Below are 17,286 nucleotides of genomic sequence, written 5' to 3' on the forward strand. Positions count from 1 at the left end.
ACTCGCACGTATCATACGAACGTCCGCGAATTTGCTAACATTTGCAACAGTCAAGCCAATAAAAGAGACCTGCTCATGACCTTCGTGGTTACCGAAAACTGCATTAAATGCAAATACACTGATTGTGTGGAAGTCTGCCCTGTCGACTGCTTTCATGAGGGTCCGAACTTTCTGGTCATTGACCCCGATGAATGTATCGACTGCTCATTATGCGAACCTGAATGCCCTATCAACGCCATCGTGGCTGAAGAGGATATGAAGCCCGAAGATGAGCCATATCTCGCTTTGAACGCCGAACTCTCGCTTCTCTGGCCGGTCATAACCATCCAGAAAGATCCTCCTGCGGATGCAAAAGAGTGGGAAAACAAGGAAGACAAGTTACAGTTCCTGGAACGATAGTCGACCAGTACACGTTACAGTAAGGATCATAAGGGCACACCGCTCGGGACATTGTAAAACCTTGTTCCGTTGCGGCAAAGATCGACAGCATCATGAAGCATGATTGACCATCTCTCCGGCTTTATCTTAGGCCATCTGAAGCAGAGATAGCCCGACCTTGCAGAACCGTAAAATTTCAAACTGCCAATCTGGCAGTTATTGATCGATGTAAACGCGTTTGCCACGCACGGATGTCAGCAGTTCGTAGCTGATGGTTCCAGCAGCCTTTGCCAGATCATCGACACTGGCGGTCTCACCAAACAGCTCTACGGGCTCCCCAACCGACACCTCGGGCACCTGCCTTACATCGATAGCAAACGAATCCATGGAGACGCGACCGATAATGGGACAGCGTATGCCACGGACTGCAACCGTGGCTGAGCCATCAAGCACGCGCGGTACACCGTCACGATACCCCATGCCAACATAAGCAACAGATATGTCTTCCGGACAAATCCAGCTCTGTGCATAACCGATCCCTGCGCCTCGTTTCATTGCTTTCACAGAAATCACTGGTGCTTGCACGGTCATGACCGGCGAAAGTACTGTCTCTTGGGGCAGTGATCTGTCCAAGGGGTTACAGCCGTATAGCATGATGCCCGGGCGTGCCCAGTCTGCTCGCGTTTGCGGCCATGCCAGAATCGCGGCGGAATTAGCCAGGCTTCTTTCCAGTGGCAAATCGGTCTGCACGGTGCCAAAGGCTGCCACCTGCTGCTCTGTAAAGGCACTACCAGTCTCATCTGCACAGGCAAAATGCGTCATCAGGCCAGACCAGGTGATACCGTCCTGAGACGCCAGTATTCGGCTGGCCTCTGCCGGCTCAAAACCGAGCCGCCCCATACCCGTATCCACCTTCATCCAGGCTCGCAACTTGTCACGGCTGGTGTGCTGCCTGTACCACTCGTACTGATACGAATCATGAATGACCGGCCAGAGCTGATGACGTAGCATCTGACTAGCAGCGTCAGGAGTTTGCGGCCCCTGTAGAACCAGAATGGGCTGCTTGATACCAGAATGTCGAAGCTCGAGCGCCTCACCCAGCGTGACAACTGCAAAACCGTCAGCCACTGCGTCCATGGGCTGATTATCAGCCGCAATCGGCACCCCATAGCGTCGTTTGATTGTACGAGCCGACAGCGCATGTGCAACTTCTACCGCACCGTGACCATAAGCATCAGCCTTGATCGTTGCGAATTGTCGTGAACCGGCGCTCAGCTCGCGTGCCGTTGCAAGATTCCTGCGTAACGCCCCCAGATTGACTGTGATTGTTACCGAACGGCGATTCTGAGTTGAATGGCCATGCCCCAGTTTTCTGGAAGCAGAAAAAGCTTGTTTCATCGAATACGGTTGTCCATCAGGAGAATTCACCGGTCATCACTTCCGGCGAGTAATTTTCGAATCGTGTGTACTGACCGAGAAAGGTCAGATTGACGGAACCGATAGGTCCGTTACGCTGCTTTCTGATCAGGATCTCTGCCCGTCCCTTACTCGCTTCATCATCGGGATTGTAGACCTCATCCCGGTAGATGAACATGATGACATCAGCATCCTGCTCGATAGCGCCCGACTCACGCAGATCTGACATGACCGGACGTTTGTCAGGTCGTTGCTCAAGACTTCGATTCAGCTGCGACAGTGCAATAACCGGTACCTGGAGTTCTTTGGCCAGCGATTTCAGAGAGCGGGAAATTTCCGAAATCTCATTGGTACGACTCTCGCCACTGTTGGCAACCGTCATCAACTGCAGGTAATCGATAACAATCAGGCTCAAACCATGCTCACGAGCCAGCCTTCGGCACCTGGCGCGCAGATCTGTCGGCGTCAGCCCGGGAGAATCATCAATGTAGACATTACGCTTTTGATTGAGCAACGTGATCGCCGAGGTAATTCTTGGCCAATCCTGCTCACCCAGGCGTCCGGTTCGCAGTTTTTGCAGCTCGACCCGGCCAAGCGATGAAATCATTCGCATACCCAGCTGTTCGGCTGGCATCTCCATACTGAATATGGCAACCGGAGCATCAGCTTCCATCGCCGCGTTTTCAGCGATATTCATGGCGAAAGTGGTTTTTCCCATGGATGGGCGACCCGCCACGATCACCAGATCGGCCTTCTGCAAGCCACTGGTTTTTTCATCAAGCTCTGTGAAGCCGGTGGAAAGACCAGTAATGGCAGCGTCGGATTCAAACAGCAGGTTTATGCGCTCAATGGCTCCCGACAACACACTTTTAATGTCCTGAAATCCACCGGCACCTTTTGCTGTCTGATCGGCAATGGCGAATACTTTTGTTTCCGCCTCATCCAGCAAGTCTTTGGAGGTGCGGCCATCAGCATCATAGGCGCTGTCAGCAATCTCGTTAGCCACGGAAATCAATTGTCGTAATACCGAGCGCTCTCTGACGATCTCGGCGTAGGCTTTGACATTGCTGGCACTGGGAGTGACTTCGACCAGTGCACCGATGTAATTCAGACCACCGGAATCTTCAAGATTTCCATGGGTTTGCAACCAACCCGTAACGGTTACAACGTCCGGATGCCGACCTTCAGTGGCCAGTGCCGATATAGCACGAAATATCAACCGGTGATTGTGCTGGTAGAAGTCAACCTCTCCGACCGTTTCGGCAACCTTGTCGAATGCTTCGCTGGCTTCGAGCATCAGACAGCCAAGAACTGCCTGTTCGGCTTCCAGCGATTGTGGAGGGGCATTATTCCTGCGCTGACCCAGCTTTTCCATCAGCTGCTTGGTGGATTTACCTCGTCCCCGGAATTTACCCTGGCCGCCGCCATGCGAGTCGAAGCCGCCATACTCACTCGCGGGTGCCGTGGCAGGTCCGAAAGCGGCTAGATCAACACCAAAATCCTCTGGGGAGACGTCTATGGGTGCTCCATATTCGTCGAGTTCCATCGCCTCTGGAAAACCGAAATCTTCGGGCGTATGAACCATCTGACAGTCACTCCGACTATGCGCTTAACAGCGTAAGATCTTAACCTGAAGGATTTCCGGCAAGCCAAGTATGCCTGAGAACTTCGAGGAATCTTGAAGTAACATTCGTGCACCAGGTAATGATTCGAGCTGGCGCAACAAAAACGGTATCAGAGAGATACCAAGCACCTGGACATTGCTGTCAAGCGTGTGCCTGAACGACAGATGTCGTCCAGACACACCCAAAGTCAATCAGACTTCTTCGCCAACTACATTAACGATTACATCAGCATTCACTTCCGGATGCAGATGCAGTGTCACTGTGTGCTCACCGACATTGCGCAACGGACCTTCAGACAAGCGGATTTCCTTCTTGTCAACAGCCTGGCCTGCAGCTTCGAAAGCAGCCCGGATCTCGTCAGAACCGATAGATCCAAACAACTTGCCTTCACTACCGGCACGCGATGTGATGCTGACAGTCGTTCCGTCAAGTGCCGCCTTGCGAGAGTTGGCATCTGCCAGAGCTTCAGCTTGTTGCTTCTCAAGCTCGGCACGTCGCTGTTGAAATGCTTCGATATTGTCAGGTGTTGCCATTTCAGCTTTGCCTTGTGGCAGCAGAAAGTTGCGGGCAAAACCGGATTTCACATCTACAAGATCACCCAGCAGGCCTACCTTGTCGATTTTCTCAAGCAGTATGACTTGCATTATAAATTCTCCAATCAAACATTCTTGGTACGCCGGAGGCCGAACAGACAATCTGCCAGACCCAGCGCCGCCAGTAAAAGCAAAGTTTGCGGTAGCAATAACAGCACGTATATTCCGTGCAGCCAGTATCGATGCATACCGCGTAGTTTGACCAACGCGTGAGTCACGGCCAGTCCTTGAACAAAAAATACATAAATCACGATCATCGCTATGGCACTAGCCAAGGACCCGCTCGCGAAGAAACACATCAGAACCACCAACACACCGATGAGAGCTGCATTGAACCCCAGTGAAAGCTCATGGAATTCTTTCTGAAACCCACCCGGATTGAACAAACGTGCCTGCCAGGAGCGTGCAAAAAACAAAGCTCCCAGTGCGATACAAAAAATCGACTCACCGAGCACTCCTGTCAGCATCTGAGCCACAACATCGATGAGTGCCTCTTTCTGCTCGGCACTCAGCGCTGCGGATGATTCGCCCTGCTCCATGACGACAGCACCCAGCACCTTGGATGATTCGCCCTGCTCCAAGGCAGCGGCGCCTGAGCTACCGTACTGAGACTTCCAGAATTCAGCACTGTCGCCGGTTATCATCGTCAATCCAACGACAACGAAGACACAACACAGGCCAATTGACAGAATTGCCTTATCCAATCCGGCATTTCTAGCCAGCACCATCGCTGCCAATATTGTTGCCAATATCGCCGGCAACCAGAGAAGAGTGGGTACCAGTGGTATCAGATTCGTTGATTGATTCAGCACCATGGACACCACAATCAATAGAACCAGACACCCGCCTGCTACCTGCAACACCGCGCTTTCACCTCGTCTTAAAACAACAAAGGCTAGCACTGCAGCACTGGCAACCAGACAGATCATAGTCACAAGACTGCTGAGCACCAAAAGACCTAATGAGAGACCAGCCCCCATAAGGACAGGTAACCACAGTGCAGATAACAATAATGCAGCAGCCAGTCCCGTAGCGATAAAAGGGCCACGATCAGCAATTTTCGCTAGACCTATCAACTGCTCGAACCCCTATCGCAACGTTCTATCAAATTTGCCCCAGACGGGCCAGATTCAGTTCTTGAGAAATATCGACAGCTCACCCTGGAATGGGAGAACTGTCAGAAATGAATTTACCTAGCCTTAATCCGGCAACAAAAAACCTACTCAGTGTTGGTCAGTGTAAGGCAGCAAGGCAACGTAACGTGCCCGCTTGATGGCAGTTGCCAATTGACGCTGGTAACGAGCTTTAGTACCTGTAATACGGCTAGGTACAATCTTTCCAGTTTCAGTGACAAAACCCTTGAGCAGTTCAAGGTCTTTGTAATCGATTTCAGTGATGCCTTCGGCAGTGAAACGGCAATATTTACGACGACGGAAATAACGTGACATTTAAATTCTCCTGGCTAAATCAGTCAGCGGCTGCTGCGGGCGCTGCGGGTGCTGCTGCTGGTTCAGCATCAGAGCTTGAATCATCATCACCCGTGCGGGTACGACGCTCTTCATCACCACGTGACTCATCTTTCTTGATCAGATGCGACGCTTCAACAACTGCATTATCTTGCAGAAGAACCATATGACGAATAACTGCGTCATTAAATTTGAACGCGCTGGTGAGTTCGTCAAGAGCCTGCTGACCACACTCGATATTCAACAGTGTGTAGTGGGCTTTGTAGATCTTGTTGATTGGGTAGGCAAGCTGCCGACGGCCCCAATCTTCCTGACGGTGAATAACACCGTCTTGAGCTTCAATGATGCCACGATATCTTTCGATCATCGCAGGCACCTGCTCACTCTGGTCAGGATGGACCAGAAACACTATTTCGTAATGACGCATTATTGCTCCCTATGGGATTACGCCCGACGATACGCAGTGTTGCGAAAGTCTGGACGAGGAAGTTGGCCTTGCCGATTGACAAAGCCTTTCGAGTATAACTTTATTTTTTAGTTTCGACAATCACCGGCAAAACTTCAATCTCTTTGTCTCACAACCTCAAACAGACTGATTCCGGCGGCCACTGACACATTCAGACTGCTAACCGCCCCTTTCATCGGTAATTTGTAAAGCTGGTCACAACGTTCACGCGTCAGACGCCGCATTCCACGGCCCTCTGCGCCCATGACAAGAGCGACATGCCCGGTCAGATCGAGCTCAAACAGACTTTCACTGGCCTCGCCCGCCGCCCCGTAAACCCAAATTCCAGCATCCTGCAGCTCGCCTAGAGCACGCTGCAAGTTTGTAACCTGAAACAAAGGCACCGTTTCAGCAGCTCCGGAGGCTACTTTGCGCACCACTGGAGTCAGACCGACACTGTTATCGGCAGGAACAACCACCGCATCCACACCTGCCGCATCAGCACTACGCAGGCAAGCGCCCAGGTTATGTGGATCCTGAACCTCATCAAGCACCAGAATCAGCAGATTTTCTGTTCGCGGCCCAGCCAGGAGCTGCTGGACAAACGCCTGCAGATCCTCCCTGACGCCGCTGGAGGTAGTCCGCAACAGAGCAACTACCCCCTGATGCTGCACATCTGAAACCAGCTCATTGAGCATGGATCGATTGACTTCCCGCGTTTCTATGGCGTGCTTACTTGCCAGAGCTTGCAGATCCCGAAGCCGTGTATCGCGCCGATCCTTCTGCACATACAGACACTCGATCTCACTGGCCGAGCTCTTCAACGCAGCCTTGACACTATGCAAGCCACCTACATATGAGCGATTCATGGAAATCAGCTCGAAGAACCGGGCTTCTTACCCGAGCGTTTTTTCGCGGCGACTTTCGACACAGCTGCTTTCTTGGCCGTGACTTTCCTGGCTGTCACTTTTGATACAGCGATTTTTTTGGCGGTTACCTTCGTCACTGCAATCTTTTTAGCGATCGCTTTCTTGCCTACCGATTTTTTGGATATGGACTTGGAGGCCACAGCTTTCTTTGCAATTGCTTTCTTTGCTACTGGCTTGCTGGCGACGGCCTTCTTTGCAACGGCCTTCTTTGCAACGGCTTTCTTTGCAACGGCTTTCTTTGCAACTGGCTTGCTGGCGGCGATCTTCTTACTGCTTACTTTTTTACCGATTGCCTTTTTACTGCTTATCTTGTTGCTGCCTGTTTTTTTCGCTGCAACCTTGCCTGCCGCCGGACGAGTCACTGCTGGTACTGCCGCTGCGATCTTTTTACTCACAACCTTGGTAGCCGTCTTTTTGGCCGCCACTTTTTTCGCCACCGCTTTGCCAACGGCCGCTTTTGGGGCCACTACCCGAGTAGCAGCTACCTTTTTGGCGCTCACTTTTGCAGATGCCTTTTTAGCGACAACCTTGCTGACTACCGCTTTTTTCGCAACAGCTTTCTTTGCTACCGCTTTCTCGGCAACAGCTTTCTTGGCTACCGCTTTCTTCACTATTGCCTTCTTGCTCACCGCCTTTTTGGCAATTGCTTTCTTAGCCAACGCCGGCTTGACAGCAGTCTTGCTTGAAGTGGACGCTATGGTTGCCGCTTTCTTGGCAACTGCTTTCTTGGCTACAGCCTTTTTGGCGACAACCTTGCCAACCGCTGGCTGGCTTACCGACGCCTTCTTGCGAACGATGGCCTTTTTCTTCGCGGCAACCTTGCTGACAACCGGCTCCTGAGCAACCACATCCCTTGCAACAGTCTTGTTGCGCAAGGCTTTGCCGCTCGCAACCTTCTTCACTGCGTCCGAATGATCACCCTTCTTGTCGGTATCCCGCTGGCTCGTTATCACCGGCACAGACGAAGCCTTGTTCGCAACTTTCTTGCGTGCCACCTTCTTCGCCGTCACAGGCTGCTTGTGGGCAGCAGCACCAACGTTTGCAGCATGGTCATCGACCTTGACAACGGTTGGCTCAGAAGCCACCGGCGCCGCAGTAGCATTTCGATTTGCATCATCTGCATGAGCTACATTCTGTGTCGCTGGCTTGCCATTTCTGCGCCTCTTAGACGCTCTCTTGCTGGAATGCTCCGCAGCGAGTTGCGCCTCAACAACCGGTGCTGCTTGCTGTGAGGCTGTCGCTCCAGAAGCTGCTGCGGCTTTCCTTGCAGCTCGCGCTGCCGCCCGCTTTCTATCTCGTTGCTTCTGCTTGCGTCGACGTTTGTCCTGACGTCGCTGCTCAGCAGATTTGACGACATCCTGATTCTGCCCGTTTTGCTGAGGAGCAGCGCTCTCCTGCTCGATCACCGGCTTCACATATTCCGGTGCGCGCGCTTTTCTGGATTTCGCACGCGAGCTATCACTTTCAACTTCATTGAAATCGATCTTGCGATCTTCCAGATTGACGGCAGCTACGCGAACAACAATGGACTCACCGAGACGGTATTTCCGACCGGTACGCTCGCCGATCAAAGCCTGTGCGGCCTGATCGAAACGATAATAATCACGCGACAGATTAGTGATGTGTACCAATCCTTCAACGTGAATACCGGTCAGCTCGACAAACAATCCGAACGATGTCACAGCTGAAATCACGCCTGGAAATTCACTACCGACATGCTCCTGCATGTACTCACACTTGAGCCAGGAGACCACTTCTCTGGACGCCTCCTCAGCCCGCCTTTCGGTCATTGAACAACTCTCGCCCAATGCTTGCATTGCCTCCAGCGAGTAGCGGTAATCCGATGACTTTGCCCGCGTCAGGGCATGTTTAATGGCCCTGTGAACCAGCAGATCCGGATAACGACGAATCGGTGAGGTGAAATGCGCATACTGATCCAGCGCCAAGCCGAAATGACCTTCATTTTTCGGCTGATAAACGGCCTGCTGCATGGAGCGCAACATGACGGTCTGGATGACACTGCGATCTGGAAGATCAACAATCTGCTCTGCCAGCACGGCGTAGTCCAATGCCCCAGGCGCATCACCACCGCCTAACGAAAGACTTCGCAAAGCGAGAAACGCTCTTAAATCTTCAAGGCGATCGGCCTTCGGCCCCGCATGCACTCGATACAACGCCGGTATCTGACGCTCTTCCAGAAAGGCTGCCGCCTCAATGTTTGCCAGAATCATGCATTCTTCGATCAGCTTGTGAGCATCATTGCGCTGAATCGGCACAATCTCGCGAATTTTCTTGTTCTCATCGAAGATGATGTGCGTTTCATTGGAATCAAATTCTATAGCACCACGCTTCTTGCGCTTTTTCGCCAACGCCTTGTAAAGCCTGTGCAACTCCTCAATCATCGGCACCAATGGCTGATGCTTGTTTCTCAAATCAGATTCCGGCTGAGTGAGCATTTCGCTAACCTGATCATAGGTCAGACGAGCATGCGATCGCATGATGCCGTTGTAGAAACGGGTCTTCTTCACAACTGCCTTGTCATCGAGCGTCAGCTCACACAACATGCACAGACGATCTACATCCGGATTCAACGAGCACAGCCCGTTGGAAAGCACTTCGGGCAACATGGGAACAACACGTCCAGGGAAATAAACTGAGGTGCCTCGATCAACCGCTTCCTTGTCCAAAGGAGAATCAGGTGAAACGTAGTGAGCTACGTCAGCGATGGCAACAATAAGGCGCCAGCCGTTCTCCAGTGATTCACACCAGACAGCATCATCGAAATCACGAGCATCTGCGCCATCAATGGTAATCAGGGACAGGTCCCGGACGTCCTTGCGCTCTTTGGCAGCCGTCGGGGCGACTGTGGGTGAGAACGATGCCGCCTGCTCAACAACTTCATCCGGCCATTCTGTTGGTATGCCGTGACTGTGCAAAGCCACATCTATTTCCATCCCTGGTCGCAAATGCTGCCCCAGCACCTCGACGACCCGCCCGACGGGCTGATGGCGACGAGTCGGCTGTTCGGTAATTTCGGCAACCACCATGTCACCATTGACGGCGTTGCCCAATTCACCGTGAGAAATCAGTAAATCCTGGTGAATACGCTTGTTATCAGGCAGAACGACAACCGTGCCACGATCAATTGAAAGACGACCTACCAAGGATTTATTGGCCCTTTCGACCACTTCTACGACTCGACCTTCGCGACGACCGCGCTGATCCGTACCCGTGACACACACCACGACACGATCACCGTGCAGTACTTGACGCATTTGCTTGCCGTTGAGATAAACATCCTTGTCATCGTCATCCGTGATGACAAATCCAAAACCGTCGGGGTGCGCACTGATTCGACCCGCAATCAAGGCTTCGGTGTCTACAGGGATAAGCCCACCTTTGCGATTCTTGATAAGTTGTCCATCTCGCAACATGGCGCCGACACGACGACGCAGAGCTTCGAGGCCGACGTCATCTCCAGTCAAAGAAAGCTTCTCGGCCAAAGCCTCGAAGTCCATCGGGCCTTTCTCTTCTTTCACAACTGTTGTGATGAATTCGCGACTGGCGATCGGCGATTCGTATTTCGATTGTTCGCGCGAGCTGAACGGATCGCCGCTAGCGCCTGATTTTCCGCGTTTTTTTACGCTCATTATTTTTTATTTAATTTCATGATGCGGGGAGAGTACGCCAAAGCGAAGCCCTCAAGGGAGCAGTTTTTATAAATGTTATGTAGAAGTTGTTGACTATCCATTAAAACCTGTGTACATTTCGCGCTTCCCACGAAGTAGTTGGGAACGCACTTCATGCCGAGGTGGCGGAATTGGTAGACGCGCATGCTTCAGGTGCATGTATCTTAGGATGTGGAGGTTCAAGTCCTCTTCTCGGCACCACTTGGTTCTGTGTACAGAACAAGTGAATTCAGGATCAAGAATCCCGATCAGATTTGCCACACCAGTCTCACCATTCAGACTGCACAAGGCGCTACAATCGCAACTCACCAACCGTAAATGTAACCACTTGGCTGCTTCTGCATCCATTCAAGTGTTGCCTCTTGCGGATTTAAAATAGTTGCGAACAAGTTCTCAGTATATATCGACCGAGAACAAAGGTACCCAAATGGCTTCTTACGCGCTGTATCTGTTACCGGCCCTGGCCATCATCATACTAATCGAGGGATCCCACGTTTCGGTCAAGGGCAATCTTGCCTACCGCTCCAGAAAAATCCAGCGACAAATCCGCAACCGGGTGCTGTTCTTTCGCGCTCTGGTCATCTCACTCATATTGGCAACAGTGCTGACCAGGGTAGCGCCCCTCGAATCTCTTTCGCAAATAGCGCAGGGCGTACTTTTCACCATTATCATAATGGCCCCGGTCTGCCTGTTTATCCTCATCAGCAATTGGTGGGAAAAGCGCCACCTCAGACTCGAAGATGAACCCGGGCAACTCGACACCACACCTGCCAACGCAGCCGCTCTTGATTTGCGTGCAGCATCTGCCCCGTCAAAACCGCCGACAGATATTCCAGCTACAGCAACACGACCACCTGCAGCAGCCACAACCCCACAGCCATCCGCAGCCAGAAAAAACACTTCCAGGAAGGCCGAGAAGTTCTCAGCAGCAAACCTGCAAACGCAGCAACCTCCTGCCCCCGAACAGGAGTCCGCACTCGATCAGACACTCAGTGTTGGCGAACAACTAGAAACTCTGGACGAGCTGGTCGATTTTCACGACATTGGCGATAGCCGCTTTGGAGCGCCAGGCGCCGATGAACCAAACTCATGGCTTCTACACAACCCGCTCGAGAAAGCGATCGCCATTGCCCGTGAAGGCATGCTCGAAGAGCCGGGCATACAGGACTACTCTACCGAGAATCTACCCGCCAAGAGCCGCATAGAGCTCTCTGAGATGGTGGTTCGTCTGCGCAATGACAAAATGAAACTGCAAAAGCTGATCATTGCGCAAAAAGCGGTTATCGATTCAGAGAAACAAGCCCACGAACGCACTCGCGTCGTAGTTAAGGATGCAATCTCTGTCATGCGCCATGCCCGCCATGGGCAGCGCATTGCCGAGAAAGTTGCTCGCCGTGAACGCGCACAGCGCCTGCGAGTGGAGAAGGACTACATCAAGGTACGACGCCAGCTGGACAACGCCCTTTCCACATTGAAGCCAGAACAACACGCTCAAGTGGAAAAAGAGAAAGCCTGACCCGGATTCAAGAGCGCCAAGGGCCTCCCCTCGCACTGGCAAAAGACAAGCCAGTCGAGGGGCTTTGATCAGAGCGACTTCACCTCTGCACAGCCCAAATCAAAAAGGCCGGCTGCAACTGCACCTAAAACCCTGAGGCTATAAGTGCCGTCGCTAACCGGCCTTGAACTTCTCTCAATCAAACAAAACCAGACTTACATGGCACCTGGCAGATCGCCATATGGCCACTGGATAACAATGTTCTCGTTTCGCTCCCGGCCCGTTGATACAAGATGCACGGGAACACCCGTAAGCTCAGCCAGACGCGCAATGTAATTTTGAGCAGCAACAGGCAGATCTGACATCTCTGTAGCGCCTTCGGTATCTGACTGCCAACCAGGCATGGATTCGTAGACAGGCACACAACGATCAAAATCATCAGCACCGATCGGTGGATGGTCAATCTGCTCACCGTCCAGCTCATAGGCGATGCAGATCTTGATAGTTGCCAGCGTGTCCATGACATCAAGCTTCGTCAAACACAAACCGGTGATGCCATTCAGGATGGCGGCACGACGCACAGCAACAGCATCAAACCAGCCACAGCGACGCTGCCGCCCAGTGGTTGCTCCGAACTCATTACCGCGCTCGCCAAGCACCTCTCCAACATCATCAAAAAGCTCAGTTGGAAACGGTCCTGCACCGACACGAGTGGTGTAGGTCTTGGTGATTCCCAATACGTAGTCGATCGTGCCGGGACCGCAACCACTACCACTGCAGGCAGCACCTGCCACTGTATTGCTGGACGTCACAAAGGGGTACGTACCATGATCTACATCCAGTAACGTGCCTTGCGCACCTTCAAACATGATGCGGTTACCAGCACGACGGTGTGAATCGATCATACCGGGGATATCAGCAATCAAAGGAGCCAGTCTCTTGGCCTGTGCGCGCGCATCGTGCTTGATGGCTTCTGCGTCCACAGGCTCCATACCATGACCAGTCAAAGTTGCGTTGTGATAGGCACATGCCAGATCAACCTTCGCATCAAATCGGTCCAGAGTGAGCAGATCCTGAACCCGAATAGCTCGTCGAGCGACCTTGTCTTCGTAGGCTGGCCCAATACCACGCCCAGTGGTACCGATCGCCAGCTTGCCAGCCGCAGCTTCACGCGCCTGATCCAGTGCAATGTGGTAAGGCAGAATCAAAGGGCAAGCCCCACTGATACGCAGACGACTCTCCACAGGCACGCCACGCTCAAGCAGCATATCCATTTCCTTGAACAGCGCATCAGGCGATACCACCACGCCATTGCCAATGACACACATGATGTTTTCTCGCAGAACACCGCTGGGCACCAGGTGCAGCACGGTCTTCTCTTCACCGATAACCAGAGTATGGCCAGCGTTATGCCCTCCCTGAAAGCGGACTACCAAAGAGGCTTGTTCGGTCAAGACGTCGACAAATTTGCCTTTGCCTTCGTCGCCCCATTGCGTGCCAAGCACGAGCACACTATTTGCCATAGGTTAATTCTCGGATTTTCAACTGACTGGTGGGGTTGATGAATTAAAAATATTACAGATGTTGGATTTCGTGAACAACAGACCGACTATCGGATAACCGTAGTCAGGATTTCAGGACTTCCACTTTCCAGACACCATCGCGATTCGCAAGCGTGCGGTCGCAATGACAATCCGAGGCGCTCATTGAAGAACCTGGCAACGCTGTCACCACTCGCTCTCCCGATTGCCTCAGCAGACAGATCTGCATCCAAAGCTCGTTATCGATAGCTGAGTCAACCCAGATGCCAACGGCAGCGGGAGCCATACTCTGCTCTATTGAATTTCTTGCCAAAGCCAGACTCACCAGATCACCACTGAAGCCGGTTGCAGGTCTGGCACGACCAAAGGATTCACCGATAGCGTCGTATCGCCCACCACGCGCAAGCTCTGAGCCCGCATCATCATAGAGGGCGAAGACAATACCCGTATGGTACCGATAACCACGTAACTCGGCCAGATCTACATGCACTTTGAGCCCGGGAAAAACCAATCGAACAGAATCGATGACCGACTGCAGGTTATCGAGCGCCTGTGAAACAGCTGGCCCTGCATCGGCAAAACACAACCGGGCACGAGCCAACACCGAATCGGCCTCTCCTGCCAATGCAGTCAGATCAGTAAAATACTGGCAGGCCTGCGGGGATGCACTAGCTTGCTGCAGCAACTCCTGAACCTCTGGCCGGGAACCTCGCAACAGCGCTTGAAAAAGCGCCTCGGAGAGCTCTTCAGAAAACCCTGAATCCAGGATGAGCCCGCGAAACACACCGACATGCCCTACATCAAGCAACAGTTCGGACTCCTGCAATCCTGACAACATGACGTTGTTCAGCATGAGCTGGATGATTTCGGTATCACTGGCCGGCCCTGCATGGCCAAAAAGCTCAGCACCAAACTGCAGGGGCGTACGACTACTGCCAGCACCATCGGAGCGTGTTCGCAACACACTGCCGATATAGAACAAGCGGTTAGGCTGCTCGCTGCGCATGGCGTGAGCATCAATTCTAGCCACCTGCGGCGTCATATCTGCACGAACACCCAGTGAGCGCCCGTTGTGTTGATCAATAAATTTGAATGTCTGCAAGCCCAGCGTCTCGCCAGTACCCGTCAGCAGACTATCCAGGTACTCAATCAGAGGTGGCATGACCAGCTCATAGCCCCATCGGTAGCTACTATCCATGATCAGCCGGCGCAATGACTCAACTCGCCAAGCTTCGGCAGGCATCAATTCATTGACGCCATCAGGCAGTAGCCAGCGTTCAGTACGCGGATCGTTTGTGGTTTTCAAAGGTCAGCGCACTAGTGTTAACAGGACGACACCTGCAATCATACTGCACAAACCTACAATTCGCATGCGACTCTCTGGCATTTCGAGCATGAGCCGAATGGTATTTTTGTAACCGTTAGGATTGAGGAATGGCAACAGCCCTTCAAGAACAAGAACCAGACTAATAGCGGTAAGTATCTCGACAAGCATGCAGGTACGAATTGGTGACGGACAGTCAGGGATGAGTTCGACCGAAAAAGTCGAAGAAAATCAGGAGCCTTCGCAGACTCCTGATACCTTCCTATCAGGGTTTAGGGGCCAGCTCGGGGCCATTGAAGTACTTGAAGAACTCGGAATCCGGCTTGAGCAACAACACGTCGCCGTTACCAGAGAAAGCCGTTCGATAAGCACTCAGACTACGATAGAGACTGTAAAAATCCGGATCCTTGGTATAGGCCTCCGCATAGATACGAGCGGACTCTGCATCACCCAAACCTCGTGTCTGCTCGGACTTGGAGTAGGCTTCAGCCAGCAATTCTTCGCGAATACGATCAGCCGTTGCGCGAATCTTCTTGGCCTCTTCCTCACCCTGAGAACGAATCTCACGAGCAATCTTGGCACGATCCTTTTCCATTCTCTGGAAAACGGACTCACGAACATCACCAGGCAACTCAACCTTCTTGACCCTGACATCGACAATATCGATACCCAGGCTTTCTGCCTGCTTGTCTACCGAAGCCAGAATCTCCTCTCGCAGAGTGGAACGGGCTGAGGAGACAACTTCCTTGATCGTTCTTCGACCGAAAGCATCCTTGACCCCTTCTCGTACAAACTGGGTCAGGCGGCTGTTGGCACGAGACTCGACACCACCAAGACGGGTATAGAATATTCCGGCATCTGCAATTCTCCACTTGATGAAAGAATCGACAATGACGTTCTTCTTCTCATTGGTCAATACGCGTTCGGGCTGCACATCAAGCGTCAGAATCCGGCTATCGAACTTGTAGACACGTTCGACAAAAGGAATCTTGAAATGTAGTCCCGGAGTGTAATCAGACTCGGTAATCTCACCCAGAAACAGCTTGATAGCACGCTCGCGCTCGTCGACCGTAAAGACCATCGAGCTACCCAGCAGCAACAGCAGAGCCAGACCAATGAGCACCAGCGGGTTGTTCAGGCGATTCATCGGACACTCCCACGTTCACGTGAGCGAAGGTCGTCACGATTAGGCTGATTGGCTTCCTGAGGCAGATCGGAAAAACGCGGAGAATCGTTACTGCCGCTATTCAATGGCGAGGAATCATCCAGCCCACCATCGCTAGCCGTGCCCCTGTTCTGATTCATCAGCTGGTCGATAGGCAAATACATCAGACTATTACCACCATCATCATCAATCAGCACCTTGTTGGTCTTGCTCAGCACAGTTTCCATTGCCTCCAGATAGAGACGCTCCCTAGTGACTTCAGGCGCCTTGCTGTATTCAGTCAAGAGAGACAGGAATCGCTCGGACTCACCGATCGCAGCCTGTTCGACTCGAGCCTTGTAGGCTTCTGACTGCTCCAGTGCGCGCTGTGCATCACCTCGTGCTCGTGGCAACACTTCATTGCTGTAAGCCTGAGCTTCATTAACAAACCGTTCTTTGTCTTCTCGCGCCTTGATAGCATCAGAAAACGCATCCTGAACTTCTTCAGGTGGCTGTGCACGCTCCAGGTTGACCGCAGTAATGAAAATACCGGCCTCATAGGAATCCAGCACTTCCTGCAAACTGTCCAGTGTCGTATTCCATACAACATCCCGCCCGGTTGTCAGCACCGACTCGAGAATGGTGGATCCAACAACTTCACGCAAGGCACTTTCAACGACCTCTTCCAATGTACGGTCTGGACCGCGAACATTGAACAGGTAGTCCTCTGCACTATTGATGTTGTACTGAACGGCCAGATCGATATCGACGATGTTTTCGTCTTGCGTAAGAATCAGCTGATTGGTGAGCTTCGCACTGCGAATCTCTTCAACTTCAACTTTCTCGACCGTTTGCAGTGGCCACGGAAGCCGCCAATGTGGTCCGGGAGTCGTGGTTCTTACAAACGCACCAAATTGAGTCACCACACCTGCCTGAGCTGGCTGGATGACGTAGATGCCCGACAGTAACCATACGATGCCAAGAATTCCGGCAATCAGCCCGAGTCCCTTACCACCGATATTTCCGCTCGGAATACCACCACCGCTGCGAGAAGGACCGTTACCGCCCGCCTTTTTACCGGCAACGGATCCGAACCATTTCTTGAGGTTCTTGAATACTTCATCCAGATCGGGCGGCCCGCCAGAATCCTTGTTGCGGTTGCCCCAAGGATCGTTGTCGTTTCCGCCTGGCTCATTCCAAGCCATAAGGGTCTTCGCTCCTAAGCCGGTAACCCGGCGATT

At 52.4% G+C, this 17,286-nt stretch carries 15 protein-coding genes and 1 tRNA gene; 3 read left to right on the forward strand and 13 right to left on the reverse strand.

What is annotated here, in order from left to right; genetic code table 11:
* The first annotated feature begins 75 nt into the window (after positions 1-75).
* Positions 76-399, forward strand: coding sequence for a ferredoxin FdxA (fdxA, locus tag IMCC3135_RS24705; protein WP_088920021.1), 324 nt, complete (start codon positions 76-78; stop codon positions 397-399).
* A 195-nt stretch (positions 400-594) separates the two neighbouring features.
* Here fdxA and alr read toward each other — a convergent pair whose 3' ends face one another.
* The 8 genes from alr to rnr all read right to left on the reverse strand — a co-directional run bounded on the left by alr (position 595) and on the right by rnr (position 10,502).
* On the reverse strand, positions 595-1,776 hold the full coding sequence (gene alr, locus IMCC3135_RS24710; protein WP_088920022.1) for an alanine racemase: 1,182 nt from the start codon (positions 1,774-1,776) through the stop codon (positions 595-597).
* A 16-nt stretch (positions 1,777-1,792) separates the two neighbouring features.
* Entirely contained in the window at positions 1,793-3,169 is a 1,377-nt protein-coding gene (gene dnaB, locus IMCC3135_RS24715; RefSeq protein ID WP_088922056.1) for a replicative DNA helicase, read from the reverse strand.
* A gap of 441 nt (positions 3,170-3,610) precedes the next feature.
* Positions 3,611-4,063 (reverse strand): 50S ribosomal protein L9, encoded by a 453-nt coding sequence (gene rplI, locus IMCC3135_RS24720; protein WP_088920023.1) that lies wholly within the window; start codon positions 4,061-4,063, stop codon positions 3,611-3,613.
* Positions 4,064-4,077: 14 nt separating this feature from the next.
* Entirely contained in the window at positions 4,078-4,947 is an 870-nt protein-coding gene (locus tag IMCC3135_RS24725; protein ID WP_157736255.1) for a hypothetical protein, read from the reverse strand.
* A 288-nt stretch (positions 4,948-5,235) separates the two neighbouring features.
* Complete coding sequence (rpsR, locus tag IMCC3135_RS24730; RefSeq protein ID WP_088920025.1) at positions 5,236-5,460, reverse strand: 30S ribosomal protein S18; 225 nt, start codon at positions 5,458-5,460, stop codon at positions 5,236-5,238.
* Positions 5,461-5,479: 19 nt separating this feature from the next.
* A complete protein-coding gene (rpsF, locus tag IMCC3135_RS24735) occupies positions 5,480-5,905 on the reverse strand; it encodes a 30S ribosomal protein S6 (RefSeq protein ID WP_088920026.1) in 426 nt (141 codons plus the stop codon).
* Between the two features lie 134 nt (positions 5,906-6,039).
* Positions 6,040-6,792: a 23S rRNA (guanosine(2251)-2'-O)-methyltransferase RlmB gene (gene rlmB, locus IMCC3135_RS24740; protein ID WP_088920027.1), complete on the reverse strand. Its 753-nt coding sequence runs from the start codon at positions 6,790-6,792 to the stop codon at positions 6,040-6,042.
* Positions 6,793-6,797: 5 nt separating this feature from the next.
* On the reverse strand, positions 6,798-10,502 hold the full coding sequence (gene rnr, locus IMCC3135_RS34800; RefSeq protein WP_088920028.1) for a ribonuclease R: 3,705 nt from the start codon (positions 10,500-10,502) through the stop codon (positions 6,798-6,800).
* Between the two features lie 155 nt (positions 10,503-10,657).
* Here rnr and IMCC3135_RS24755 point away from each other — a divergent pair.
* Both IMCC3135_RS24755 and IMCC3135_RS24760 read left to right on the forward strand, forming a co-directional pair.
* Positions 10,658-10,742, forward strand: a tRNA-Leu gene (locus IMCC3135_RS24755).
* A gap of 226 nt (positions 10,743-10,968) precedes the next feature.
* A complete protein-coding gene (locus IMCC3135_RS24760; protein WP_088920030.1) occupies positions 10,969-12,057 on the forward strand; it encodes a hypothetical protein in 1,089 nt (362 codons plus the stop codon).
* A 194-nt stretch (positions 12,058-12,251) separates the two neighbouring features.
* On the opposite strand, the gene IMCC3135_RS24765 is transcribed toward IMCC3135_RS24760, so the two are convergent.
* From IMCC3135_RS24765 to hflK, 5 genes are all read right to left on the reverse strand, one after another.
* Positions 12,252-13,559 carry an adenylosuccinate synthase gene (locus IMCC3135_RS24765; protein ID WP_088920031.1) on the reverse strand — a complete coding sequence of 436 codons (1,308 nt, stop codon included), beginning with the start codon at positions 13,557-13,559 and terminating at the stop codon, positions 12,252-12,254.
* Positions 13,560-13,662: 103 nt separating this feature from the next.
* A complete protein-coding gene (locus tag IMCC3135_RS24770) occupies positions 13,663-14,883 on the reverse strand; it encodes an ATP phosphoribosyltransferase regulatory subunit (RefSeq protein ID WP_236994651.1) in 1,221 nt (406 codons plus the stop codon).
* A gap of 3 nt (positions 14,884-14,886) precedes the next feature.
* Complete coding sequence (locus tag IMCC3135_RS24775) at positions 14,887-15,072, reverse strand: DUF2065 domain-containing protein (RefSeq protein WP_088920032.1); 186 nt, start codon at positions 15,070-15,072, stop codon at positions 14,887-14,889.
* Positions 15,073-15,166: 94 nt separating this feature from the next.
* Positions 15,167-16,048, reverse strand: coding sequence for a protease modulator HflC (gene hflC / locus IMCC3135_RS24780; protein ID WP_088920033.1), 882 nt, complete (start codon positions 16,046-16,048; stop codon positions 15,167-15,169).
* Positions 16,045-17,250 (reverse strand): FtsH protease activity modulator HflK, encoded by a 1,206-nt coding sequence (gene hflK, locus IMCC3135_RS24785; RefSeq protein WP_088920034.1) that lies wholly within the window; start codon positions 17,248-17,250, stop codon positions 16,045-16,047. The genes hflC and hflK overlap by 4 nt, the downstream gene beginning before the upstream one ends.
* Positions 17,251-17,286: the final 36 nt, after the last annotated feature.

This window comes from Granulosicoccus antarcticus IMCC3135, assembly GCF_002215215.1.
GTDB classification, from domain to species: Bacteria; Pseudomonadota; Gammaproteobacteria; order Granulosicoccales; family Granulosicoccaceae; genus Granulosicoccus; species Granulosicoccus antarcticus.

What these genes read in the sequence shown, in the direction of transcription:
- fdxA (WP_088920021.1), top strand. Translation starts at nt 76, where the DNA reads ATGACCTTCGTGGTTACCGAAAACTGCATTAAATGCAAATACACTGAT.
- alr (WP_088920022.1), bottom strand. Translation starts at nt 1,776, where the DNA reads ATGAAACAAGCTTTTTCTGCTTCCAGAAAACTGGGGCATGGCCATTCA.
- dnaB (WP_088922056.1), bottom strand. Translation starts at nt 3,169, where the DNA reads ATGGAAAAGCTGGGTCAGCGCAGGAATAATGCCCCTCCACAATCGCTG.
- rplI (WP_088920023.1), bottom strand. Translation starts at nt 4,063, where the DNA reads ATGCAAGTCATACTGCTTGAGAAAATCGACAAGGTAGGCCTGCTGGGT.
- rpsR (WP_088920025.1), bottom strand. Translation starts at nt 5,460, where the DNA reads ATGTCACGTTATTTCCGTCGTCGTAAATATTGCCGTTTCACTGCCGAA.
- rpsF (WP_088920026.1), bottom strand. Translation starts at nt 5,905, where the DNA reads ATGCGTCATTACGAAATAGTGTTTCTGGTCCATCCTGACCAGAGTGAG.
- rlmB (WP_088920027.1), bottom strand. Translation starts at nt 6,792, where the DNA reads ATGAATCGCTCATATGTAGGTGGCTTGCATAGTGTCAAGGCTGCGTTG.
- rnr (WP_088920028.1), bottom strand. Translation starts at nt 10,502, where the DNA reads ATGAGCGTAAAAAAACGCGGAAAATCAGGCGCTAGCGGCGATCCGTTC.
- IMCC3135_RS24760 (WP_088920030.1), top strand. Translation starts at nt 10,969, where the DNA reads ATGGCTTCTTACGCGCTGTATCTGTTACCGGCCCTGGCCATCATCATA.
- IMCC3135_RS24765 (WP_088920031.1), bottom strand. Translation starts at nt 13,559, where the DNA reads ATGGCAAATAGTGTGCTCGTGCTTGGCACGCAATGGGGCGACGAAGGC.
- IMCC3135_RS24775 (WP_088920032.1), bottom strand. Translation starts at nt 15,072, where the DNA reads ATGCTTGTCGAGATACTTACCGCTATTAGTCTGGTTCTTGTTCTTGAA.
- hflC (WP_088920033.1), bottom strand. Translation starts at nt 16,048, where the DNA reads ATGAATCGCCTGAACAACCCGCTGGTGCTCATTGGTCTGGCTCTGCTG.
- hflK (WP_088920034.1), bottom strand. Translation starts at nt 17,250, where the DNA reads ATGGCTTGGAATGAGCCAGGCGGAAACGACAACGATCCTTGGGGCAAC.